Annotated in this window: 17 protein-coding genes; 6 read left to right on the top strand and 11 right to left on the bottom strand. The window is 69.1% G+C overall.

Annotated features, from left to right (window positions below; all coding sequences use genetic code 11):
- Window positions 1–378: 378 nt before the first annotated feature.
- Window positions 379–627: a hypothetical protein gene (locus ASG60_RS06635; RefSeq protein ID WP_056384603.1), complete on the top strand. Its 249-nt coding sequence runs from the start codon at window positions 379–381 to the stop codon at window positions 625–627.
- Window positions 628–681: 54 nt separating this feature from the next.
- Here the strand turns inward: ASG60_RS06635 and ASG60_RS06630 are convergent, their stop codons facing one another.
- From ASG60_RS06630 to ASG60_RS06615, 5 genes are all read right to left on the bottom strand, one after another.
- A complete protein-coding gene (locus ASG60_RS06630; RefSeq protein WP_056384601.1) occupies window positions 682–1,083 on the bottom strand; it encodes an STAS/SEC14 domain-containing protein in 402 nt (133 codons plus the stop codon).
- Window positions 1,084–1,114: 31 nt separating this feature from the next.
- Window positions 1,115–1,264 (bottom strand): hypothetical protein, encoded by a 150-nt coding sequence (locus ASG60_RS22560; RefSeq protein WP_156368854.1) that lies wholly within the window; start codon window positions 1,262–1,264, stop codon window positions 1,115–1,117.
- 163 nt (window positions 1,265–1,427) lie between these two features.
- Complete coding sequence (locus ASG60_RS06625; protein WP_056268319.1) at window positions 1,428–1,925, bottom strand: ferritin-like domain-containing protein; 498 nt, start codon at window positions 1,923–1,925, stop codon at window positions 1,428–1,430.
- Between the two features lie 175 nt (window positions 1,926–2,100).
- Window positions 2,101–3,963: a glycoside hydrolase family 15 protein gene (locus tag ASG60_RS06620; RefSeq protein ID WP_244476592.1), complete on the bottom strand. Its 1,863-nt coding sequence runs from the start codon at window positions 3,961–3,963 to the stop codon at window positions 2,101–2,103.
- A 22-nt stretch (window positions 3,964–3,985) separates the two neighbouring features.
- A complete protein-coding gene (locus ASG60_RS06615; protein WP_056384599.1) occupies window positions 3,986–5,143 on the bottom strand; it encodes a Gfo/Idh/MocA family oxidoreductase in 1,158 nt (385 codons plus the stop codon).
- Window positions 5,144–5,548: 405 nt separating this feature from the next.
- Here ASG60_RS06615 and uvrA point away from each other — a divergent pair, with 405 nt between their 5' ends.
- From uvrA to ASG60_RS06600, 3 genes are all read left to right on the top strand, one after another.
- Window positions 5,549–8,527: an excinuclease ABC subunit UvrA gene (gene uvrA / locus ASG60_RS06610; protein ID WP_056360128.1), complete on the top strand. Its 2,979-nt coding sequence runs from the start codon at window positions 5,549–5,551 to the stop codon at window positions 8,525–8,527.
- A 528-nt stretch (window positions 8,528–9,055) separates the two neighbouring features.
- A complete protein-coding gene (locus tag ASG60_RS06605; RefSeq protein WP_056268324.1) occupies window positions 9,056–10,030 on the top strand; it encodes a transporter in 975 nt (324 codons plus the stop codon).
- 218 nt (window positions 10,031–10,248) lie between these two features.
- Window positions 10,249–12,555, top strand: coding sequence for a fused MFS/spermidine synthase (locus tag ASG60_RS06600; protein WP_056384596.1), 2,307 nt, complete (start codon window positions 10,249–10,251; stop codon window positions 12,553–12,555).
- A 32-nt stretch (window positions 12,556–12,587) separates the two neighbouring features.
- Here ASG60_RS06600 and hflX read toward each other — a convergent pair whose 3' ends face one another.
- From hflX to ASG60_RS06570, 6 genes are all read right to left on the bottom strand, one after another.
- Window positions 12,588–14,000 carry a GTPase HflX gene (gene hflX, locus ASG60_RS06595; protein WP_056384594.1) on the bottom strand — a complete coding sequence of 471 codons (1,413 nt, stop codon included), beginning with the start codon at window positions 13,998–14,000 and terminating at the stop codon, window positions 12,588–12,590.
- A gap of 347 nt (window positions 14,001–14,347) precedes the next feature.
- Window positions 14,348–14,611, bottom strand: coding sequence for an RNA chaperone Hfq (gene hfq, locus ASG60_RS06590; RefSeq protein WP_056174614.1), 264 nt, complete (start codon window positions 14,609–14,611; stop codon window positions 14,348–14,350).
- 249 nt (window positions 14,612–14,860) lie between these two features.
- Window positions 14,861–16,231, bottom strand: a complete 1,371-nt coding sequence (locus ASG60_RS06585; protein WP_056268340.1) for a sigma-54 dependent transcriptional regulator — start codon at window positions 16,229–16,231, stop codon at window positions 14,861–14,863.
- Window positions 16,228–18,576, bottom strand: a complete 2,349-nt coding sequence (locus ASG60_RS06580) for a PAS domain-containing sensor histidine kinase (RefSeq protein WP_056384593.1) — start codon at window positions 18,574–18,576, stop codon at window positions 16,228–16,230. The genes ASG60_RS06585 and ASG60_RS06580 overlap by 4 nt, the downstream gene beginning before the upstream one ends.
- 118 nt (window positions 18,577–18,694) lie before the next feature.
- Entirely contained in the window at window positions 18,695–19,117 is a 423-nt protein-coding gene (locus ASG60_RS06575) for a type II toxin-antitoxin system VapC family toxin (protein ID WP_082531644.1), read from the bottom strand.
- A complete protein-coding gene (locus ASG60_RS06570) occupies window positions 19,114–19,380 on the bottom strand; it encodes a hypothetical protein (RefSeq protein ID WP_056384590.1) in 267 nt (88 codons plus the stop codon). Before ASG60_RS06570 ends, ASG60_RS06575 begins: the two co-directional genes overlap by 4 nt.
- Before the next feature lie 131 nt (window positions 19,381–19,511).
- On the opposite strand from ASG60_RS06570, the gene ASG60_RS06565 reads away from it, so the two are divergent.
- Both ASG60_RS06565 and ASG60_RS06560 read left to right on the top strand, forming a co-directional pair.
- Window positions 19,512–21,110, top strand: a complete 1,599-nt coding sequence (locus tag ASG60_RS06565; protein WP_056384588.1) for a gamma-glutamyltransferase family protein — start codon at window positions 19,512–19,514, stop codon at window positions 21,108–21,110.
- A gap of 58 nt (window positions 21,111–21,168) precedes the next feature.
- Window positions 21,169–22,041, top strand: a complete 873-nt coding sequence (locus ASG60_RS06560; RefSeq protein ID WP_056174604.1) for a class I SAM-dependent methyltransferase — start codon at window positions 21,169–21,171, stop codon at window positions 22,039–22,041.
- Window positions 22,042–22,096 lie beyond the last annotated feature (55 nt).

The following is a 22,096-nucleotide window of genomic DNA, read 5'->3' as shown; positions in this document are numbered from 1 at the left end:
GCCTCCCGGGGCAGACGTCGCCGCGACCGGCGATGGTGGAGACGCGTGCCAGTGGCCCGACCCGTCGGTCCGGTCGACCGGCCCGAAAATGCCGATCGGGTTACCGGAGTCTGGGATTTGCCGCCTCTGAGAAGAAAAACTTTCGCCTCGACCAAGTTATTTTTGCATTGAAAATTAACGAAACCCTGGGGAATGCGCGGGGAGCATGGCTCGAGCCAATCTCTCCTGTGCTCTGCAATATAGGATCGGCGCTATAGTTGATCCGCGACCCCGGCTCGGCGCTATAGTGCGCTGCAAAAACAGCATACCGCACCGCACAAAAGCGTGGTCTAATCACTTCATCGGGCGGCATTGAGCTGCCCAAACGGAGATTTTCCCATGCGCGCCATGACCGCCCTCACCCTCGCCACCCTCGTGTCGGCCGCTTTCGTGGCGAGCGCCGCCGTTGCTGGCGAGGCGACGTACCTGACCCCGCCGCTCTTCCGCGAGCAGGCCCGCGACACCCAGAAGGTGCGTCGTGTCAGCGACCTCACCACCACGCCGAACCTCGTGGTCGTGGCAAAGCCCCTTAACGCCGCGCGCACCATTCGGATCGTGGCGGATGCCGAGGCGACCGCCGCTCGCTAAAATCCCTTCCGATGCGCGGTCCGACGCGCACCGGACGGGTCTGAGGGGCAGCGTCTACGCCTTGGTCGTCGGCGGGTTCGCGAGCCAGGCCCAAGCCGCCCCCTCGTCCGCGAGATCGAAGGTTTTCGTCTCCACCGGCATGACGAAGCCTGACAGGTCGATCATCGCCTTTGCGAAGGCCGGCGCACCCACGACGACGTAGCGCCGGATGTGCGCCAGCGAGCGCGCCTTCACGCTCGCCGCGTAGCCGTCGAAGGTCGCGCCGAGGTCGGAGCCCTCGTAGTTCGACATAACGATCAGCATGTCGATGGTGTCGAGGCTCTTCATGGCCTCGTCGGTGACGGCCGACATCCACTCGATATCCGCCTTTGTGATCCGGTCCTTGATCTCGAAAGCCAGAAGATCCGGGCGCGGTGATTCACGCCGGATCACCGAACCGTCCGGTGCACTGTTCATGAACTCTGCCTCGTCTCTCGGGCGGGGGGCGTCAGCTCGGCTGTTCTTCGGTCTTCTCGATCTCCGGATCGTCCTCCTGCGGGATCGCCGGATGCGGCTCGCCCTTGGGGGGCTGCTGGGGGGTGGGCTGCGTCTGGTCCGACTTCGTCTCGGACGCGTCGTGGGTCTCGCCTGGGCTCATGGTGCTCTCTCCCGCTGAAATGCAGAGATCAAGCCGCGACGCTCGGGTGTGTTCCCGGCTTTCGCCCGTGACCGACACGACAGGGGCCGAACGCCGGAAGGGCCGGGCGTCGGGCCCGACCCCATTCGTGACGTATGACCCCGGGCGACCGCGACGGCGATCGTCAGGCGGTCGCGACCCCCTGCAAGGTCTCGGCAAGGTGGCTCGCGAAGGCGTCGCCCTTGTAGATCTCCGAAACGGCCTGCTTGAGCTTGGCCTCGTCGTCGGACTTGCCCAGCGCCTTGGCGTAGGCGGCGGCGGACCCGAAACCCGCGAGGCCGTAATGGGCCATGCGCTGATACTGCGCGATGATCACGATATCGCGCAGCTTGCCGTCCTGCGGCGCCTCTTCGCCGGCGTGCTTACGCGCCTCGCTGACCAGACCCTCCATGCCCTTGCAATGCTCGGGCTCGACGGTTCCGCCGCATTGCTCGATGAGCGCTTTGAGAATGCCCGTGTGCTTGTTGATGCCGTCGACCGACCCGTCCAGCATCTGCTTCAGCGTCCCGTCGCTGGCCTTCTGGCTGAGCTGCTGGACGACGCGGACCATCTGGTCGTTCGCCGACCAGCTGTCCTTCAATTCGTCGAGATAGACGTCTTTCAAGCTGCTGGGTGCCGACATGAGGAATCTCCCTTGGTTTCCTCCATCAACCGCATCGGTCCGCGAACGTTCCGGGCAATGAACGGCCTTCTCCAACGTGTTTTGATTGCTGCATTGTTCGACGCCGCGGATCGATAAAGCCTCGCTTGCCTGATTTAACCTATGTCTAAGTGAATTTGTCCTGCATCCGGATGCCTCACAGGCGGAACCGGACCGGGTCCGCCCGGTCGCCCCCGAGGGTGCAGGCGGCGTGGATCAGGGCGAGATGGCTCAGGCCCTGGGGCGTGTTGCCGAGGCCGTCCCCCGTCACCGGGTCGACCATCTCACTCAGGATGCCGACGCCGGGCGGCAGGGCCCCCAGGACGGCCGCGAAGGCGGCTTCGGCCTCGTCCTGGCGCCCGAGTTCGGCCAGGGCCTCCGCCACCCAGAACGAGCACGCGAGGAACGCCCCCTCCTCCCGCTCCGCCCCGGAGTAGCGGTAGAGGAACGGGCCATGCCCGAGTTCCGCCCGCACGGCGTCGAGGGTGGCCGACAGCCGGTCGCGCCCGTCGAAGCCGAAGCGCACGGCCAGGGCGATGGAGGCGTCGAGGCGCTCGGTTCCGGGATAGAACGTGTAGGCGCCCCGCGTCTCCGACCAGCAATGCGCCTCCACCCAGGCGGCGATGCGGTCGCGCTCGCGCTTCCAGCGCGGCACGCAGGTCGAGGGGAGGTGCCCGGCCTCGGCGAGCTCGACGGCGCGCGCCAGCCCCTGCCAGGCGCTGATCTTCGACATGGTGTAGTGCTGCGGCTCGTGCAGTTCCCAGATGCCCGCATCCTTCTGCCGCCAGCGATCGGCGCTCTGGTCGGCGAGCCCGGACAGAACCATGGCGCTGCGCTGGTCGAGGATGTTGCCGTCGGCGACGAACAGGGCCGCCGTCTCGAAGATGTCGCCGTAGATCCCGTGCTGGTGCTGGAGCGCGGCGCCGTTGCCGACCCGTACCGGACGGGAGCCGCGATAGCCGGGCAGGTCGAGGGTCTGTTCCTCGGGGCCGACATCTCCGCACAGGGTGTAGAGAACCTGCGGGCCGTGCCGGTCGAGGCGGTTCATCAGCCACGAGAACGCCGCCTTGGCCTCCGGCATCGCGCCCACCCGCAGGAAGGCGTTCACCGCGTAGCCGGCATCGCGGATCCAGGCGTAGCGGTAATCGTAGTTCTTCGGGCCGCCGATGCGCTCGGGCAGCGAGGTGGTGGCCGCCGCCGCGATGGCGCCGCTCGGCGAGTACAGCAGCAGCTTGAGCGCGAGCGCGCTGCGCCGGACCGCGTCGCGGTACGGACCCGCATAGCGCAGGCTCTCGGCCCAGGCCCGCCAGGCACCGTCGCTGATGTCGATGCGCCGGTCGATCTCGTCCATCGCCGGCACGCCCAGGGGCTCGTCCTCGCCGGCGAGCAGCGCCACCGTGGCGCGCTCGCCCGCCGTCAGGGTCACGGTCGCCGCGATGGTGCGGTCCGCCTCCTCGGTGATCGTGACGTTGTCGCTGCACCGGAACAGGCCGAGGACCGGGCCGACATGGAACACGCAGCCGTTGGGGGTCGGCTGCAGCCAGGGCGAGGCGGTGTCGCCGCGGGTGCCGAACACCGCGCGGATGCGGAAGGTCATCGTGCCTGAGAGCACCTCGATGCGGCGGGCGAGCTCGCACCAGGGCAGGCGTCCGGCCGTGGAACTGTTGAGCGACTCGGTGAGCCGCGCCCGGCCCGTGTCGGAGGCGAACACCGTCTCCAGTACGTTGCTGTCCTGGCGGTAATGCCGTGCGACGCGGGTCGCGCCCTCGGGAGTGATCTGGAAGTAGCCCCCGGCCTCCGGGTCGAGCAGGCTGTCGAACAGCGGCGGCGAGTCCATCTCGGGCACGCACCACCACGCGACGGTCCCGTCCGGCGCCACGAGGACCACGGACCGGCCGTCGCCGAGGGCGGCGTAGTCCTGGATCGGAACCTCAGCGCCGGAACTCCGACCTGATTCATCCGCGCGGTCCGGGTCGCCGCTCGTTCCCTTGTGCATGGTCGAATCGCGTTCCAGAGTCATCGTCGGGGTCTGCGGGGGGCGGTCAGTTCTTCGGGACTTTGTCCTTGCCCTTGCCCGGGTTCGAGGTGTTGACGAGCGCCGGTGATTTCTGGGCGCGCAAGGTCTCTTCCTGTGCCTTCGTATCGATGCGCTTGGTGCGGGTGAACGGTTCGAGGGCCACGGGGCCGCCGGTCTTCAGGGCCTGGACGATGCCCTCCAGCACGCGCACGTCGGCGTAGCCCTCCTCGCCGTCCGGCTCCGGCTTGCGATCCTCGAGGATGCAGTCGGAGAAGTACTTCAGCTCCCCGCCGAAATGGTCGGTGTTCTTGAAGCTTGCGTGGCTCTTCGATTCGCCGAGAGTCACGGTGTGTTCCAGGGGCTTGCCGTACATGTAGGCGGGATTGACCTCGACGCTGCCCTTCGTGCCGACCACCGCGTAGGTGTCGAGGGTGTTGCCGTAATAGGACAGGACGAATTGTGCGAGGCGGTTGCCGGGAAAGCGCAGGGTGACCGCCACGGTGTCGTCGAAATCGCCCAAGCCCGCATCCGGGTGCCGGACGCCCACTGCCGAGACCACCTCCGTCGGCTCGTCGCCGAAGACGTAGCGGGCGGCGTTCACGGGATACGGCCCCATGTCGAAGATCGGGCCGGCCTCGACGCCGTTCCGGGCCCGGTGGTTCTCCGGCGAGACCATCTGGGTGAAGGTCGAGGAGAAGGTGAGAAGGTCGCCGAGCTTGCCGGAGCGGATGAGATCGATGGTCGCCAGGGTGGCGGGCTCGAAATGCAGGCGGTACGCCACCATCAGCTTGGCCGGCGAGGTCTCGGCGACGTTGAGGATCGCGCGGCACTTCTCCGTCGACACTTCCAGGGGCTTCTCGGCGAGCACATGGATACCGGCTTTGAGGGCCGGGATCGCAAACTCCGCATGGCGCCAGTTCGGCGTCGCGAGGTAGATCGCGTCGATGGTCCCAGAGGCGAGGAGTTCGTCGAACTGGTCGTACGTGTAGGAAGCGGTGACGCCGTACTGCTTGCCGACGCCGGACGCCTTTTCGGGGTCGCCGGTGACGAAGGCCACCACCTCGGAATTGCCCGTGTGGGCCACGCCGGGCAGCATGGCTTCCTGGGTGATGTCACCAAGAGCGACGAAGGCGTAGCGGACCTTTTTGCCGGAGGTCAGACCGAGGGCCGAGGCGATGTTCATGCGGGTCTCCAAACGAGAGCGAGCGAAGCGTGGCACCCGGGCCGCAGGAGGCGGCGCACGGGCAGTCAACGGAGGCCCTCCTCGATCGTTGCGGGGGGATACGATCCGCCTCAGGTGGCGATCCGTCCGGCCGGACCCGACGAGCGCGGCGGCCGTAGCGACGCCGCGATCCGATACGCCCGTCGCGATCGCAGGCGTTGATGCCCCACATCGTCCGTGTACTCATTTTGTTCCGAATGATATCGTGGAAGCCGATGCCGGTCGGCGTTTCCGCCCGTCCAGCCCGCCACCGGCCGGACTTGCACGGCCGGTGGCGGCACCTTGTCTCGGACACCCGACGCCCGACATGCGGGTGGCCGGCGGATGCGAAGCCTGTCGAACCGACCCGAAGCGTGAAGAGATTCCATGGCCAAAGCCAAAGCCAGAGCCGCCGCCCGGCAAGCGGAAGTCGAGAAGGTCGAGGCCGACATCGAGAAGCTGTTCGACGGCGCCCGGGACGCCCGCGTGATTTCCGTGCGCGGCGCGCGTGAGCACAACCTCAAGAACATTGACCTGACGATCCCGCGCGACCGGCTCGTGGTGTTCACCGGGCTGTCGGGCTCGGGCAAGTCGTCGCTCGCCTTCGACACCATCTACGCCGAGGGCCAGCGCCGCTACGTCGAGTCGCTCTCGGCCTATGCCCGCCAGTTCCTCGAAATGATGGGCAAGCCCGACGTCGACCAGATCGACGGGCTCTCGCCGGCGATCTCCATCGAACAGAAGACCACTTCGAAGAACCCGCGCTCCACCGTCGGTACCGTCACCGAGATCTACGATTACATGCGTCTGCTGTGGGCGCGGGTCGGCATTCCGTACTCGCCCGCCACCGGCCTGCCCATCGAGAGCCAGACCGTGAGCCAGATGGTCGACCGGGTGCTCGCCCTGCCGGAGAAGAGCCGGCTCTACCTGCTCGCGCCCGTGGTGCGCGGCCGCAAGGGCGAGTACCGCAAGGAGATCGCCGAGTTCCAGAAGAAGGGGTTTCAGCGCCTGCGCGTCGACGGCGAGTACTGCGCCATCGACGACGTGCCGGCCCTCGACAAGAAGGTGAAGCACGACATCGACGTGGTGGTGGACCGCATCGTCGTGCGGGCCGACATCGCCGCGCGCCTCGCCGATTCCTTCGAGACCGCCCTCGATCTCGCCGACGGCATCGCGCTGATCGAATTCGCCGACACCCCCGAGGGCGAGGCCGCGCGCGAGCCCATCACCTTCTCGTCGCGGTTCGCCTGTCCGGTCTCGGGCTTCACCATCGCGGAGATCGAGCCGCGGCTGTTCTCGTTCAACAACCCGTTCGGCGCCTGCCCCACCTGCGGTGGCATCGGCCACGAGATGCGCATCGACCCCGAACTCGTGATCTCGGACGCCAAGCTCAGCCTCAAGCGCGGCGCCGTCGGCCCGTGGGCGAAATCGACCTCGCCCTATTACGGCCAGACCCTGGATGCCCTGGCCCGGCACTACAAGTTCAAGACCACCGTGCCGTGGGCCGAGCTGCCCGAGACGGCGCGCACGGTGATCCTGCAGGGCACCGGCCGGGACTCCGTGCGCTTCGCCTACGACGACGGCATGCGCGCCTACGAGGTTAACAAGCCGTTCGAGGGCGTCATCCCGAACCTGGAGCGGCGCTACAAGGAGACGGAGAGCGACACCGCCCGCGAGGAGATCGCCCGGTTCATGAGCGCCACCCCGTGCGCCACCTGCACCGGCAAGCGCCTCAAGATCGAGGCGCTGTGCGTGAAGATCGCCATGGAGGACATCGGCGCGATCACGTCTCTCTCCGTGCGCGACGCGCACAGGTGGTTCTCCGAGCTCCCGGAAAAACTCACGGACAAGCAGAACGAGATCGCCTTCCGCATCCTCAAGGAGATCCGCGACCGGCTCACCTTCCTCATCGATGTCGGCCTCGACTACCTCACCCTGGGGCGGGGCTCGGGCTCCCTGTCGGGCGGCGAGAGCCAGCGCATCCGGCTCGCCTCCCAGATCGGCTCTGGGCTGACGGGCGTGCTCTACGTGCTGGACGAGCCCTCCATCGGCCTGCACCAGCGCGACAACGAGCGCCTGCTCGGCACCCTCAAGCGCCTGCGCGATCTCGGCAACTCGGTCATCGTCGTCGAGCACGACGAGGACGCGATCCTGCAGGCCGATTACGTGGTGGATGTCGGCCCCGGGGCCGGCATCCATGGCGGGCGGATCATCGCGCAGGGCACGCCCGCGGAGGTGCTGAAGAACCCCGCCTCGCTCACCGCCAAGTACCTCACCGGCGAGATGAGCGTGCGGGTGCCCACCGCCCGGAGGAAGCCGAAGAAGGGCAAGCTCAGCCTCGTGGGCGCGCGGGGCAACAACCTCAAGAACGTCTCGGTGGACATCCCGCTCGGTACCTTCACCTGCGTCTCGGGGGTCTCGGGCGGCGGCAAGTCGACCCTCATCATCGATACGCTCTACAAGTCCGTGGCGAAGACCCTGAACGGCGCGCACGAGCACCCGGCCCCGTTCGAGCGCCTCGACGGCCTGGAGAACCTCGACAAGGTCATCGACATCGACCAGTCGCCCATCGGGCGGACCCCGCGCTCGAACCCGGCCACGTACACGGGCGCGTTCACGCCGATCCGCGACTGGTTCGCCGGCCTGCCCGAGGCCAAGGCGCGGGGCTACCAGGCCGGGCGCTTCTCCTTCAACGTCAAGGGCGGGCGCTGCGAGGCCTGCTCCGGCGACGGCGTCATCAAGATCGAGATGCACTTCCTGCCCGACGTCTACGTCACCTGCGACGTGTGCAAGGGTCGCCGCTACGACCGCGAGACCCTGGAGGTGAAGTACCGCGACCGCTCCATCGCCGACGTCCTCGACATGACCGTCGAGGAGGCCGCCGACCTGTTCAAGGCGGTACCGACCATCCGGGAGAAGATGGAGACCCTGGCCCGCGTCGGGCTCGGCTACGTCAAGGTCGGCCAGCAGGCCACCACCCTGTCGGGCGGCGAGGCCCAGCGGGTGAAGCTGTCCAAGGAGCTGTCGAAGCGGGCCACCGGCCGGACCCTCTACATCCTCGACGAGCCGACCACCGGGTTGCACTTCCACGACGTCGCCAAGCTCATGGAGGTTCTCCACGAGCTCGTCGACCAGGGCAACACCGTGGTGGTGATCGAGCACAACCTCGAAGTCATCAAGACCGCCGACTGGGTCATCGACATGGGCCCCGAGGGCGGCGACGGCGGCGGCGTGGTCGTGGCCGAGGGGACTCCCGAGCAGATCGCCCAAGCGAAGAAGAGCCATACCGGGCGCTTCCTGCGCGACGTCCTCGCCCGCCGGCCGCCGGCGCCCGTCGTCGCCAAGGGCCGCAAGGCCGCCGTTTAGGGATCGGGCGGCCCTCCGAACCGGCCCTCGGACGCGGATCGGTGGCGCTTCGGGGTGATTCGCGGGGCCGCCAAGGCTTTTTGGCCATTCGGGGCGGCCCCGCATCGCGGGAGCGGTCGAAGGCCCCCGGCGCCAAAGGTTAACGCTTGCGCAATCGCCGGAGGCGTCTTTCCGGTTTTGCCCGGTCCGTGCGGGAGCGACAAACGCTTGCGCCGTCAGCGATATCGTTCCGGTTCGTCCGAACGGACCCGCGTGCGCCGCGCCCCAATGGTTAACGAACCGCGCTGTTGCACCGCGGCAAGATTGCGGCTTTTGCGCAACGGTCAGTTTGGAACTGCCCCGTTTCAGTGCAACGCGCTGTCATTCCGAGCCGAGCTGTAGAATAGTTCCCCTCGTTGAGACACGAATTCGGGCCGCAAGGGGGGCCTTCCAAACCAACGGGAACACGCTGCTCCAAAGCAGCGGACCGGCAGAATGGTGCGGAAGGCTACGCGGCGCCCGCCTGAAATCCTTGGGAAGGACAGACACATGATGAAGAACTGGCTCGCCGCCGGAGCGGTGGCGCTTTCGGTCGGCATGTCCGCCACCGCCGCCTTCGCCCAGACGACCACGGTTCCCGGTGAGCAGGTCGGCCTCGCCACCGGCGCCCCGCTGCCCGAGGGCATCTACGCCCTCAACACCTTCGTCTACCGCAGCAACGAGAACACCGGCCCCGGTGCCGTCGACGTCGGCGTCAACGTGCCCGTGCTCGTCTGGTCGACCCCGTTCGTGCCGTTCGGCGGCCGCGTCGAGCTCCTCGTCGCTCCCCCGACCGTGTTCGCCTTCGGCAAGAACAGCGGTCCCCAGGGCGCCCGTGATCTGTCCATCAACGTCGGCACCTTCGTCGGCGGCATCTGGGCCTTCGATCTCGGCAACAACTTCGGCGTCAGCTTGCTCGGCGGTGTCTACCTCAACGAGCTCAATGCCGGTCGCGGCGTCCTCGTCAACAACTCCGGCAACTTCGCCGGTGCGCCGGTTCTCGGCCAGCTCGCCTCGAACACCTACCGCATGGGCGTCGCCGCCAGCTACACCGGCGATGGCTACAACCTGACCGCCAACCTGACCGCCAACATCTACGACTCGCCGGCCTCGTTCGGCGGCGCCAACACGGTGGGCTTCGGCAACACCCGCGGTCCCTTCAACATCTCCGATTCGCTCAACCTCGACCTGACCGCGACCAAGAAGTTCGGTAAGTTCGAGATCGGCGCCATCGGTTACGGCACCTACAACTTCGACATCAGCCCCTTCAGCCTCGCTGCCGGCAACCGCGGCAACTTCTCGGTCGGCGGTCTCATCGGCTACGACTTCGGACCCGTCACCGCCCAGGCCTACGTCGCCACCACGGTCGCCAACGCCGTGCGCCGCGCCGACACGGTCGAAGGCTGGTTCCGCCTGATCGTTCCGCTGTACTCGCCCACCGCCGTCGCCGCCGCTCCGGTGTCGCCGATCATCCGCAAGTACTGATCCCGCAAGGACTGATCGCGGACCTCCGGGTCCGCGGGTCCCCGGACACAACACGCCGTTCCTCCCCCGGGAGGGACGGTTTTTCGTTTTTGGCGCCCTCGGCGCTGGCGTCGACCGCCGGAGGCTCGCGCGAAACTCGGGTCACCGCGGGGGTCCGTCAGCCACTCCTTAAGTCTCCTCGTTCAGAATGTCCGCTCGAACGACGCGAGACCCGACCGATGCAAGCCAGCGAGACCGGCGCGATGGGACCCGACGGATCGGCCCGGGCGTCATGTCCGGAGCGCGGATTGCCCGGCCGTGGCCTGACGCAGGTGGCGCTGTTCTCCGGCACCCTGATGCTGGCGGCTTTCCTGCTGTTCAGCCTGCAGCCGATCTTCACCAAGCGGATCCTGCCCGTCCTCGGCGGCACGCCGGGGGTGTGGTCCGTCGCCATGGTGTTCTTCCAGGCCCTGCTGCTCGCGGGCTACGCCTACGCCCACGCCCTGACCCGGTGGCTGCGGTTCCGGATCGCCGCGACCGTGCACGGCCTCGTGCTGCTCGGGGGCGCCGCGTTCCTGCCCATCGGGATCGCCGCCGGATACGGGAGCGTCGGCACGGGCGACGAGGCCCTGTGGCTGGTCGGCCTCTTCCTCGCCTCCGTCGGCGCGCCGTTCTTCGCCCTCTCGGCGAGCGCGCCCCTGCTCCAGGCCTGGTTCGCCCGCTCGGACGACCCGGCAGCGGCGGACCCGTACTTTCTCTACCGGGCCTCGAACCTCGGATCGTTCGCGGCCCTCCTCGCCTATCCCCTCGCCATCGAGCCGATGCTGGGCCTCGCCGAGCAGACGCGGCTGTGGTCGGTCGGCTACGGCCTCGGGGCCTGCGCACTGGCGGCCTGCGCCCTCTCGGTGATGCGGGCGGCGCGAAGGCCGGTTCGCGCGGCGGAGGCCGAGGCCGAGGCCATCGGCCCGTCCCGGCGCCTGGCCTGGATCGGCCTCTCGGCCGTGCCGTCGGGCCTGCTCGTCGCGGTCACGGCCCACATCACCACCGATGTGGCGGCGATCCCCCTCATGTGGGTCATCCCGCTGGCCCTCTATCTCCTGACCTTCGTCATCACCTTCCGGCCCCTCGCCACCTGGCCGGAGCGCCCCCTCGCCGTCCTGCTGACGGCCGGGACGGCCGTGGTCCTGGGCGTCGCCGTCATCGGGCGGCTGCCGTTCCTCATCGATCTGCCCTTGAGCCTCGGGCTCGGCTTCGTCGCGAGCCTCGTCGCCCACCGGGCCGTCTACGGGCTGCGGCCGTCCGCACGACGCCTGACCGAGTTCTACCTGTTCACGTCGCTCGGCGGCATGCTCGGGGGCCTGTTCGCGGCGCTCATCGCCCCGCGGCTGTTCCCGACGGTGGCGGAATATCCGCTGCTCCTCGTCGCGGCCCTGGCCTGCCGCCCCGGCACCTTCGCGGGCCTGCGCCGCGTGCGCCCCGACCTGCGGCACCGGCTGCACCCGGCCCTGCTCGCCGGCGCGGTCGTCGGAATCGTCGGGGTGCTGGGATGGTGCGTCCCGGGCCTCGCGCCCCACCTGGCGATGATCGTTCTGATGGCCGGGCTTCTGGTGAGCTGGCGCGCGCCGCGGCGGGTCGTCGGCTTTGCCGCGCTGCTCTGCGCCCTCGGCCTGGCGATGCCGTACCTCGTCGCCCGGGACTACGAGAGCCGACGCAGCTTCTTCGGGGTCCATCGCATCGAGACCGATGCGTCGGGCCGCTTCCGCCTGCTCACGCACGGCACCACGCTGCACGGCGCCATCCGCATCCGCGCGGACGATGGCGGGCCCGCCCTCGGGCGGCCCGAATCCACCACCTACTACGCGCCCGGCAACGCCATCGCGGATGTCCTCGCGGTCGGCCGCGCGGCGCACGGGCCCCTGCCGGCGGTGGCCGTGGTCGGCCTCGGCGCCGGCAGCCTCGCCTGCCAGTCCGAGCCCGGGGAAGCCTGGACGTTCTACGAGATCGATCCCGTGGTCATCCGCCTCGCCACCGACCCCGCCCGGTTCCGCTTCCTCTCGGAATGCACGCCCTCGGCCCGGATCGTCCAGGGCGACGCCCGCCTGACCCTCGCCGCCGAGACCAGCCCGGTGCGCGTGCTCATCGTCGACGCGTTCTCGTCCGACGCGATCCCCATGCACCTGCTCACGGGTGAGGCCCTGGCGCTCTACCGCAGCCGTCTCGATGCGCAGGGCGTCCTCGCGCTCCACATCTCCAACCGCCATTTCGACCTGCGGCCGGCCCTGGCGCGCGCCGCCGCCGAGCAGGGCCTGACCCTCCTCCAGCGCCTCGACCGGCTCGACGAGCCCGTCGACGCCCGCTACCGCGCGCCCGCCCTCGTGGTCATCGCCACCCGCGATCCGGTGGTCGAACGGGAAGCCGTGCGGCTGGGCTGGACGCCCGTCGCCCCCGACATGACGCGCCGGCCCTGGACCGACGACTACGCCAACGTCCTCGAAGCGTTCTTCGACAAGCTCGGGTACACGAAGGCCGCGCCGCTGCGGGATTGATGCCGGCGGCGCGGGGTGTGTCAGCGGGGCCGCTAACCGACCCGGTTGAGCCGGCGCGCGCCGGCGAACCGGTTGAGGAAGCGTGGCTCCTTCTCGGGGGCGATGCGGAAGGCGAGGTGCATGGTGCCGCCCTCCTCCTCGCGCCGGTCCAGAACCTCGCCGTTCTCGTAGAGCCAGTGCAGGGACGCCCCGTCCTCGGGCGGCAGCACCACCGCGAAGGTGGAGCGCTGGCGCGCGATGCGGGCCTCGATCCGGCTGGTGAGCGCCGTGAGCCCCTCCCCCGTGAGGGCCGAGACGAGGACCGGCGCGTCGCTGTCCCGATCCGTGCGCCCCTGCGCGCTGAGGTTGAGCAGGCGCGTGCGCTCGGCCGGATCCAGGAGGTCGGCCTTGTTCCAGACCTCGATGATCCGGGTGGCGCTGGTCTCGATCCCGAGTTCGCGCAGGACCGCGCCGACATCCTCGGCCTGGGCCTCGCTGTCGCCGTGCGACACGTCACGGACGTGGAGCAGGATGTCGGCCTCGATCACGTCCTCCAACGTGGCCCGGAAGGCCGCGATGAGGGAGGTCGGCAGCTCGGAGATGAAACCCACCGTGTCGGACAGGATCACCGTCTCGCCATGCGGCAGCTTGGTCGCGCGGGCCGTCGGGTCGAGGGTGGCGAACAGCATGTCCTGCGCCATCACCTGGGCTTTGGTGAGGGCGTTGAAGAGGGTCGACTTGCCGGCATTGGTGTAGCCGACGAGGGCAACGATGGGATACGGCACCCGTGCCCGGCCCTGCCGGTGGAGCCCGCGGGTGCGGGTGACGCCGTCGAGTTCGCGCTCGATCTTCGTCATCCGCTCCTGAATCATGCGGCGGTCGGCTTCGATCTGGGTTTCGCCGGGGCCGCCGAGGAAGCCGAAGCCGCCGCGCTGGCGCTCCAGGTGGGTCCAGGACCGCACGAGGCGGCTGCGCTGGTAGGCCAGATGCGCGTGCTCGACCTGCAGCGTGCCCTCGCGCGTCGAGGCGCGGCGCCCGAAGATCTCGAGGATGAGGCCAGTGCGGTCGATGACCTTGCAGCCGAACTCCTTCTCGAGGTTGCGCTGCTGGACCGGGGAGAGAGCGCAATCCATCACCACGAGGCCGATCTCGCGCGCCTTGATCACGCCGGCGAGCTCCTCGACCCGGCCCTTGCCGAGATAGGTCGAGGGCCGGATTCGCTGCACTGGCGCGAAGATCGCCTCGACCACGTCGAGCTCGATGGCGGCGGCGAGGCCCGAGGCTTCGTCGAGGCGCGCCTCGTTGGAGCGCAGCATCTCGGTGTTGTGGACGCCCCCGACACTGCGCTGCGCGACCCGGCCGAGATACGGCCCGACCACGAGGGTGTGGGTCGCGGCCGCGATATCGCCCTCGGGGGCGGCCATCGCCTGGAGCCGGGCTTCGCCGGGCGTCATGGTTTCCGTCATGGGTTGCGCGTCAGACCCTGTCCTGTGATCTCAGGACATTGGGCGCGCGGACACGCCAGACAAGGGCGCAGTGTGCTAATCCGGGGAAACGGGGCCTTCGACTCTCCGCGGATCAAGCGAACCCCCTTCCATCGGAGGTGATCGAAGCAATCGCGGGCCACACCGCCGTCGTTCCGGGGCGCGCGCTGAGCCAACCCGGACGGCCGCGCCGGAGGCGTCCAATCCAGATCTGCCGATTGCGGGAAAACTCGGCGGACCCTGTGTTTCTGGATCCCGGGTTCCGCTGCGCGGCCCCGGGATGACACGGCGCAGGAGACGCCCGTTTCCTCAAGCGTCCCCGCAATCGCTCAGGCCAGCGCCTTCTCCGTCGGGGCGGTCTCGTCCGGCTCGAACAATTGCACGGGGTGGCCCGGCATGATGGTCGAGATGGCGTGCTTGTAAACGAGCTGGGAATGGCCGTCGCGCCGCAGCAGGACGCAGAAATTGTCGAACCACGTCACCACGCCCTGAAGCTTGACGCCGTTGACGAGGAAGATGGTGAGCGGGATCTTGTTCTTACGAACGTGGTTCAGGAACGTGTCCTGCAGGTTTTGAGCGCGTTCGCCCGCCATTGTTCTTATCCTTGATCAAACTGCCGCCCGCCGCGAATGACGGGTTCTCATCAGTCGGGTGCGGGGTGTTCGGAGCGACGACTTGATCCGGTGCCCCCCGCAGGCACCATTACACGTGCATCGGCGCAGCGATGCAAGTCCGGCTCGGAGAGTCCGGCTCCGAAAGTCAGGCTCGGCAAGCCCGTGTTGGCAGCCCGTGTTGGCAAGCCCGTCTGCCGGCCATGCGCCCGGCATCGTCCGTGCCGCGCCTCAGGGGCCGATGCCGAGGGACTTCAGTTTCCTGTGCAGGGCCGAACGCTCCATGCCGATGAACTCGGCCGTGCGCGAGATGTTGCCCGAGAATCGGGCGATCTGCGCCACGAGGTACTCGCGCTCGAAGATCTCGCGGGCTTCCCGGAGCGCGAGGCTCATGAGCTTCTCGCCACCCGAGCCGTTGGGCGTCGTTGGCACCAGGGCGCCGATCTCGGTCGGGAGCATCTCGGAGGTGACCTCCTGCTCCGGGTCGGTGTGGGTGAGGATCATCAGGCGTTCGACGTTGTTGCGCAGCTGACGGACGTTGCCGGGCCAGTCGTGCGATTGCAGCACCGCCATGGCGTCGTCGGCGATGCGCCGGCGCGGCAGGCCGGTGGCGCCCGAGATCTGCTCCATGAAGAACGCGATCAGCTCGGGCACGTCCTCGCGGCGCTCGGACAGGGCCGGCACCCGGATCGGCACCACGGAGAGCCGGTGGAACAGATCCTCGCGGAAGCGGCCGGCGGCGATCTCCTCGGCGAGGTCGCGCGAGGAGGACGAGATGATGCGGACATCGACGTGCACCCGGGTGGTGCCACCGACGCGCTGGAAGTTCTGGTCGACGAGGACTCGCAGGATGCGGTTCTGGGTCTCGCGCGGCATGTCGGCGACTTCGTCGATGTAAAGGGAGCCGCCATGGGCCTCCTCCAGGGCGCCGACCCGGCGCGCCCGCCCCTCCCCCGCCTCGACGCCGAACAGCTCGGCCTCCATGGTGTCCGGTGTGATGGTGGCGGCGTTAATCACCACGAAGGGACCGTTGGCGCGCGTCGACGTGGCGTGCAGGGTGCGGGCCGAGAGCTCCTTGCCGGAGCCCGGCGCCCCGAGGATCATCACCCGGGCGTTGGTGGGCGCCACGCGCTCCACGGTCTGGCGAAGCTGGTTGCACACCACGGAGGCACCGACGAGGCGGCTCGCCTGCCCCGAGCGGGTCTTGAGGTCGCGCACCTCGCGCTTGAGGCGGGACGCCTCCAAGGCGCGCTCGGCGACGAGGATGAGCCGGTCCGCCTTGAACGGCTTCTCGATGAAGTCGTAGGCACCCGCCTTGATGGCCGCCACGGCGGTCTCGATGTTGCCGTGGCCCGAGATCATCACGACGGGCAGATCGGGGTGGCCCGCCTTGATCTGATCCAGCACCTGCAGCCCGTCGAGGCGCGAGCCCTGGAGCCAGATGTCGAGGAAGACGAGGTGGGGCCGGCGCGATTCGATGGCCGCCAGGGCCTCGTCGGAGCCGCCGGCCGTGCGGGTGCGGTGGCCCTCGTCGTCGAGGATGCCGGCGACGAGGTCGCGGATGTCGGCCTCGTCGTCGACGATCAGGATATCGGCGCTCATGACTGCATCTCCGCGATTGGGGGGGCCGTCCGCGCGGCGCCCTTCTCATCCTGCGCGGAGGGTTGGCCCTCCGGCGTCGTCTGCCCCGGGGGGGCCTTCTCCTGCGGAACTTGCGGCACGCGCATCCGCACGCGTCCGCCCCGTCCCTCGGGGTTGTCGTTGAGTTCGATCCCGCCGCCGTGCTCTTCCAGCACCTTGCTGACGATGGCGAGGCCGAGTCCCGTCCCACCCTCGCGGGTGGTCATATAGGGCTCAAGCAGGCGCTGGCGCCCCTCGGCGGGAAATCCCTTGCCGTTGTCGGTGACCTCGATGACGGCGAAGCCCTCCTCCAGGATAAGGCGCACGTCGACTTTCCCCTTGCCCAGATCGGCCTCCGGCACCGCCTGCACCGCCTCGACGGCGTTCTTGAGGATGTTGGTGATGGCCTGGGACAAAAGCCGGATGTCGAAGGCCGCGAGCACCCGCTCGGTTCCGGCCTCCGAGAAGCCGAACTCCATGTCCGGATGGGCCACGCGCATCATGAACAGGTTCTGGCGGGTGATCTCGCTGAGATCGTTCTGGGCGATGGCCGGCTTCGGCATCCGGGCGAAGGACGAGAACTCGTCGACCATGCGTTTGATCTCGTCGACCTGGCGGATGATCGTCGCCGTGCACTGGTCGAACACGTCCTTGTCCGCGACGATCACTTTTCCGTATTTGCGCCGGATGCGCTCGGCCGAGAGCTGGATCGGCGTCAGCGGGTTCTTGATCTCGTGGGCGATGCGGCGGGCCACATCGGCCCAGGCCGAGGTGCGCTGGGCCGAGACGAGGTCGGTGATGTCGTCGAGCGTCACCACGAAACCGCGGGCGCCCCCTTGCGCCTGCTCGCTGGTGACCCGGACCGTCACCGTGCGCTCGCGCCCGTCGCGGGTGAGCTGGATCTGCTGCTGCAGGGCGCGCTGACGGCCCTCGCCGCCCTCGGGGAACAGCGGCGCCAGCTCGGGCACGGCCTGGATCAGGGGCTGGCCCACGATGGCGTCCGCCGTCAGCCCGAGGGTGCGCTCCACGGAGGGGTTGGCGATGGTGACGCGTCCCCCCGCATCGACGCCGATGACGCCCGGCGAGACGCCCGACAGCACGGCCTCGGTGAAGCGCCGGCGCCGGTCGATGAGGTCGCTCGCCGCCATCAACCCGTCGTGCTGGCGCCTGAGCTCCTGCGTCATCTTGTTGAAGCTCTCGGACAGGTGCGCGAGGTCGCCGTCGCTCTTCCGGGCCGGGACCTGGGCGTAGAAGTTGCCCGACGCGACCTGATCGGCGGCGTTGATGAGCCGACGGATGGGCGCCACGAATCGGTTGGCGAAGTTCAACCCGAACCACACCGCCGACAGCAGGGCGATGAGGGCGATGAGCACGAAGACCGAGGCGAAGCTGATCTGGATCGAGCGCTTCAGGGAATCGTAGGTGAGGTACTCGGCCGCCGCCGCCCGCGACACGCCGGGGAACTCGACGGCGAGCTGGCTGACCTCGCGCTGCACCAGCAGCACGGCGCCGTCATAGGCGGTCATCCGAAACAGGGCGGCGAAGATCCGGCCCTCGCTCGGCACGAGGCAGATGGGGTCGCTGGATTTCGCCGCGTCCTCGAAGGCGGCGGCCGAGGGCAGGCGCCGGTCCTTCAAAGGATCGATCTGCGCGCGCGCCACCACGGAATCGGGGCCGCGCATGATCTCGGCCACCGGCAGGCCGAGGGCCGTGGCGCGGGTGGTGAGGAAGCTCTCGAACCATTGCCGGTTCACGTCGAAGTTCGGCCGCGCCCGGGTGAGGTCGTCGGCGAGAATCCGGATCTCGCGGGCGAGGCTCTGGCACTGGTTTTCCTGATAGGCGTCCGCCACCTCGACGGATTTCAGCACCACGTCGCGGACCCGGTCGGTGAAGCCCAGCGACAGGCCCCGGTCGATGGTCACGGCCGCCACCACGGCGAGCAGTACGGTTGGCAGGATGGCGATGAGGGAGAACAGGCCGACGATACGGGTGTGGAGCCGGGCCACCGCCGCGTTGGTGCGGCGCGCGTGCAGGAAGACCCGCGCCTCCCAGGCGATGATGACGATGAGACCGAGCACGAGGACGACGTTGATGCCGAGCAGCGTCAGCCCGACGGTGGGCGTCGGCGTCACCCGGATCACCCCGGCGAGAATCAGGAAGGTGGCGATGGCCGAGACGAGGGCGGTGACCACCACCAGGGCCCCGACCCAGCCGGGTCCGCGCGGCGGCGGCTTCAACGGAGCCGCATCGGAATCCGGCGGCGTTCCGGCCGTGCCGGACGCCTCCCCAGAACCCTTCGATGCCTTGAAACGCCGCAGCCACGCCATGCGTGATGCATCGCCACAACAGTGTGGCGAAATTAATACGGATTGGGCCGGGAAGAGCCGTCGAAGCGGCGGATGGTCATGGCGCCGACGACGAGGGCGGGCGAGCGATCGGTCAACGTCAGGGCAACCATGGGTTCTCGATCGTCAGCCCACAATCGAGGAAATCCGCCACGTTGCGTGTGACGACGACAGCGTCTCTCGTGCGCGCGATGGCTGCAATCATCAGGTCCATCGTCGCAATGGGCCTGCCCGTTCGCCGCCGCGCCGCGAAAATGCCGGCATAGCTTCGTGCGGCTTCAGCGTCGAAGGCCCAGACCCGTCCACGAAAATCCTCCGCGAACATGGCGTGGGCGGACAATTCAAGCGCCGAACGCCGGCGCCCGTCAGGCATGATGGCCAAACCGGCGAGAATCTCGGCTTCGCAGATGGACGCCGTGAACAGGCTCTCTGTGCTGCGGATCGCAATCCACGCCGCCACCTTCGGAGTGCCCCTGCCTGTCATCATGGCGGACAGGACGTTGGTATCCAGGAGAAATTTCACTCGAGCACGGGCGGATCGCGGGGCGGCCCGCGTGCAGGCACGTCGATCTCGATGCTTCCCAGGGGAGCGAACCGCGCCCGTATGCGCTCGTAGAGATTGCCGGCCTGACGGTCATTGGATTCGCCGAGGGCGCATTCGAGGATATGGCGGGCCTCGGCTTGCATGGATTGCCCATTCCGGGCGGCGCGGACGCGTAGCCGTTCCTTCAACCCCGGATCGAGGTTGCGAATCGTGAGGCTGTCCTGAGAGGAACGCAGTGGCATTCGATCAGTCTCGTCAACATCGATGGATCGAGCAAGCTGGTTTGGGCAGAGCACGAACCCTGCCTTGCGCCCCGCCATCGACCCGTGACCAAAATTCATTATCCTCGCGCCATCCCAGTCAAGAGACCCCCATGCCCGACACACCCGTCTTCGCGACCGCCGCCGTGGCCGCGCCCCATCGGCTCGCCGCCCGCGCCGGCCAGCACGTCCTGGCGCAGGGCGGCAACGCCATCGAGGCCATGGCGGCCATGGCGGCGACCATCGCGGTGGTCTACCCGCACATGAACGGGATCGGCGGCGACGGGTTCTGGCTGGTCCGCGAGCGCGGCGGCCGGGTGCGCGGCATCGAAGCCTGCGGCCCGGCCGGCGCGCTGGCCACGATTCCCCGCTACCGCGGCAAGGGCTACGACGTGCTGCCGTCGCGTGGCGCCGACGCGGCCCTGACCGTGGCGGGTGCCATCGGCGGCTGGAGGCTCGCCCTCGATCTCGCCAAGGCGCTGGGCGGGCGCCTGCCCTTGGAGACCCTCCTGGCCGACGCCATCGGGCATGCCCGCGACGGCGTCGCCGTCTCGCCCTCGGAGGCGCGCTACGTGCCGAAGGAGATCGACACCCTCCACGACCAGCCGAATTTCTCCAAAACCTTCCTCGACGACGGCAAGCCGTATGCGGCCGGTGCGATCCGGCGCCTGCCGGGCCTCGCCGACACCCTGGCGCAGCTCGCCCATGCGGGCCTCGACGATTTCTACCGGGGGGATCTCGGCCGCGAGATCGCCGCCGACCTCGCCGATCTCGGGTCGCCCGTGACCCGGGCCGATCTCGAAGCCTACGCGCCGCGCGAGCGCCGGGCCCTCAGCCTGCGCCGGCGCGACGCCACCCTCTACAACTTCCCGCCCCCGACCCAAGGCATCGCCGCCCTGCTGATCCTCGGGATCTTCGACCGCCTCGGCGTCACCCGGCCCGAGACGACGGCGCATTATCACGGGCTCATCGAGGCGACGAAGCGCGCCTTCGCCATCCGCGACCGCATCGTCACGGATTTCGACCGCCTCAGCGTCGATCCCGCGCGCTTCCTCGACCCCGCCCGCCTCGACCGCGAGGCCGCCGCCATCGACATGCGCCGCGCCGCCACCCTGCCCCTGCGCAATCCCGGCGAGGGCGACACCGTGTGGATGGGGGCGATCGATAGGGACGGCCTCGCCGTCTCCTACATCCAGTCGATCTACTGGGAGTATGGCTCCGGCGTGGTGCTGCCGAAGACCGGCATCCACTGGCAGAACCGCGGCACGTCGTTCTCCCTCGACCCCAACGCCGTCAATCCCCTGGAGCCGGGCCGGCGCCCGTTCCACACCCTGATCCCGGCGCTTGCCGCCTTCGACGACGGCCGGGTGATGGCCTACGGTTCCATGGGGGGCGACGGCCAGCCCCAGTTCCAGGCCCAGATCTTCGCCCGCTACGCCGATTACGGCATGAGCCCGGCCGCCGCGGTGGACGCGCCGCGTCTGCTCTACGGCCGGACCTGGGGGGCGGAATCCCTCACCGTCAAGGTCGAGGACCGGTTCGACCCCGCCTGCATCGCCGCCCTCGGCGCCATGGGGCACACGGTGGAGGAACTCGGCGGCGCCTACATCGATTCGCTGGGCCATGCCGGCATGCTGGTCCGTCACCCCGGCAACGGCCGCATCGAGGCGGTGCACGATCCGCGCTCGGACGGCGGGTCCGAAGGGCTGTAGAAGCCGGCCCGGCGCGTTTCGCGCGCCAGAGCATCAGGCACAGAGCGGTTCAGACTCCATGGCGGCATCCGACCAGACCCAGAGCGATTATTGGAACGGCGACGCGGGCGCCCGCTGGGCCCGCCATCAGGCGACCTTCGATCGAGTGTTCGCGCCGCTGACCGAACGCCTGTTCGCGGGCGCCGCCCTGCGCCCCGGAGACGCCGTGCTTGATGTCGGGTGCGGTGCCGGTGCCACCGCCCTGCGGGCCGCCGACATCGTCGGTCCGTCCGGCCGCGTCACCGCCGCCGACGTCTCGGCGCCCCTCCTCGCCGTCACCGCGCGCCGGGCCGCATCCCGGCCGCCCGGCGGCGCCCCCATCGCCCTGGTGGAGGCCGATGCGCAGACGCACGCCTTCGCGGACGCGGCGTTCACGCACCTGATCTCGCGCTTCGGGATCATGTTCTTCGACGACTCGATCGCCGCCTTCGCCAACCTCCACCGCGCCCTGCGGCCGGAGGGCCGGCTGACGATGCTGTGCTGGCGAGCCCAAGCCGAGAACGCCTGGATCGACCACCCGTTCGGCCTCGTCCGCGCCCTGGTGCCGGAGCCGGAGCCGACGCCCTTCGACGCCGCCGGCCCGTTCCGGTTCGCCGATCCGGCCCGGCTGCCCGGCATCCTGGCCGCCGCCGGGTTCCGCGACATCGCCCTCATGCCCGTGGACGAGCCCCTCGTGCTCGGTCACTCCGAGGCCGGCGACCCCCGGGAAGCGGCCGAGGCGGCGGCGAACTTCGCCCTCGACCTCGGCCCGGCTTCCCGCCTCGTCCGCGATCAGACCCCCGAGATCCGCAGCCGCGCCCACGCGATCGTCCTGCGCGACTTCGCGGAGAGGGTCTCGAACGGAGCCCTGCGGCTCGGAGCGGCGTGCTGGCTGGTCACGGCCGTGCGTTAACGCCGAACGACCAGACGACACCGGACATCCTGGCACGGCGTATGCTTCGGGCGCT

This window comes from Methylobacterium sp. Leaf469 (genome assembly GCF_001424745.1).
GTDB lineage: Bacteria > Pseudomonadota > Alphaproteobacteria > Rhizobiales > Beijerinckiaceae > Methylobacterium.
This window is presented reverse-complemented; position numbering and strand designations above follow the sequence as displayed.

Bases quoted from the DNA above. Each gene is read 5' to 3' on its own strand.
- ASG60_RS06630 (WP_056384601.1), bottom strand. From the start codon at position 1,083: ATGAACAGTGCACCGGACGGTTCGGTGATCCGGCGTGAATCACCGCGC.
- ASG60_RS06580 (WP_056384593.1), bottom strand. From the start codon at position 18,576: ATGGCGTGGCTGCGGCGTTTCAAGGCATCGAAGGGTTCTGGGGAGGCG.
- ASG60_RS06585 (WP_056268340.1), bottom strand. From the start codon at position 16,231: ATGAGCGCCGATATCCTGATCGTCGACGACGAGGCCGACATCCGCGAC.
- ASG60_RS06620 (WP_244476592.1), bottom strand. From the start codon at position 3,963: ATGACTCTGGAACGCGATTCGACCATGCACAAGGGAACGAGCGGCGAC.
- ASG60_RS06625 (WP_056268319.1), bottom strand. From the start codon at position 1,925: ATGTCGGCACCCAGCAGCTTGAAAGACGTCTATCTCGACGAATTGAAG.
- hflX (WP_056384594.1), bottom strand. From the start codon at position 14,000: ATGACGGAAACCATGACGCCCGGCGAAGCCCGGCTCCAGGCGATGGCC.
- ASG60_RS06560 (WP_056174604.1), top strand. From the start codon at position 21,169: ATGGCGGCATCCGACCAGACCCAGAGCGATTATTGGAACGGCGACGCG.
- ASG60_RS06600 (WP_056384596.1), top strand. From the start codon at position 10,249: ATGCAAGCCAGCGAGACCGGCGCGATGGGACCCGACGGATCGGCCCGG.
- uvrA (WP_056360128.1), top strand. From the start codon at position 5,549: ATGGCCAAAGCCAAAGCCAGAGCCGCCGCCCGGCAAGCGGAAGTCGAG.
- hfq (WP_056174614.1), bottom strand. From the start codon at position 14,611: ATGGCGGGCGAACGCGCTCAAAACCTGCAGGACACGTTCCTGAACCAC.
- ASG60_RS06565 (WP_056384588.1), top strand. From the start codon at position 19,512: ATGCCCGACACACCCGTCTTCGCGACCGCCGCCGTGGCCGCGCCCCAT.
- ASG60_RS06570 (WP_056384590.1), bottom strand. From the start codon at position 19,380: ATGCCACTGCGTTCCTCTCAGGACAGCCTCACGATTCGCAACCTCGAT.
- ASG60_RS06635 (WP_056384603.1), top strand. From the start codon at position 379: ATGCGCGCCATGACCGCCCTCACCCTCGCCACCCTCGTGTCGGCCGCT.
- ASG60_RS06615 (WP_056384599.1), bottom strand. From the start codon at position 5,143: ATGAACATCGCCTCGGCCCTCGGTCTGACCTCCGGCAAAAAGGTCCGC.
- ASG60_RS06605 (WP_056268324.1), top strand. From the start codon at position 9,056: ATGATGAAGAACTGGCTCGCCGCCGGAGCGGTGGCGCTTTCGGTCGGC.
- ASG60_RS22560 (WP_156368854.1), bottom strand. From the start codon at position 1,264: ATGAGCCCAGGCGAGACCCACGACGCGTCCGAGACGAAGTCGGACCAG.